Source organism: Pseudomonas sp. LP_7_YM, from assembly GCF_004364435.1.
Lineage (GTDB): Bacteria > Pseudomonadota > Gammaproteobacteria > Pseudomonadales > Pseudomonadaceae > Aquipseudomonas.
Window position 1 is genome coordinate 1 of the sequence record NZ_SOCT01000044.1, and the last position, 1,056, is coordinate 1,056.

At 58.5% G+C, this 1,056-nt stretch carries 1 protein-coding gene; it reads left to right on the forward strand.

Features of this window, described 5'->3' with window-relative positions; all coding sequences use genetic code 11:
- A partial coding sequence (locus tag EC915_RS24720; RefSeq protein WP_133753074.1) for an amino acid adenylation domain-containing protein occupies positions 1-1,056 on the forward strand: 1,056 nt, incomplete at both ends.

The window sequence follows — 1,056 nt, forward strand, 5'->3', positions numbered from 1 at the left end:
GCCTATGTACCGCTCGACCCTGAGTACTCCGGCGAGCGACTGACGTTCATTCTGGGCGATACAGCGCCGGCTCTGGTGCTGGCTGATGCGGCCGGGCGTCACGCGCTTGGGGACGCATTGCAGGCTCATACCGTCCTCGATCCCAATGAGGCCCCCGCTGAAGCATTGATCGGGGCGGACGCTAACCCTGAAGTTTCAGGCCTTACTCCTGAAAGTCTCGCTTATATCATCTACACCTCCGGTTCAACCGGACAGCCCAAAGGGGTGATGATCGAACATGCTCAAGTGGTGCGCCTGTTCGACACCACACACCCATCCTTCGGTTTTGAGGCCAGTGATGTTTGGTGTCTGTTCCATTCTTTTGCCTTCGACTTCTCGGTCTGGGAACTGTGGGGGGCCCTTCGTTATGGCGGCACGCTGGTGTTGGTTCCGCATGCCATTACCCGTTCACCGAAAGCGTTCTACCAGCTGATTTGTGAGCGGGGCGTCACTGTCCTGAACCAGACTCCTAGCGCCTTCACCGCCTTGATGGAGTATGTACAACCATCATCGGACCGGCTGCGCTATGTCATATTTGGCGGCGAAGCGCTGCAGCCGTCGACCCTGCGCGACTGGTATGGCGTGCGTGGCGAATCTGCTCCGCAACTGGTGAACATGTACGGGATTACCGAAACCACGGTTCACGTTACCTATTACCCCCTGAGCTCATCGGATGCGCTACAAGACGCGAGCGTGATCGGTCAGCGTCTGCCGGATTTGAATCTCTATCTTCTCGATGGGTTTGGCCAGCCTGTTCCGACGGGGGCCACAGGCGAAATGTACGTCGGAGGCGCCGGTGTGGCGCGTGGCTATCTGAACCGGCCCGAGCTGACGGCAGAGCGTTTCCTGCACGACCCCTTCGCCGGCAAACCTGAAGCGCGGATGTATAAGACGGGGGACTTGGCGCGTTATCTTCCAAACGGCAATCTGGCGTTTCTGGGTCGCAATGACGACCAGGTCAAGATCCGTGGTTTCCGGATTGAGCTGGGTGAAATTGCAGCCCGATTGGCCGAGCAT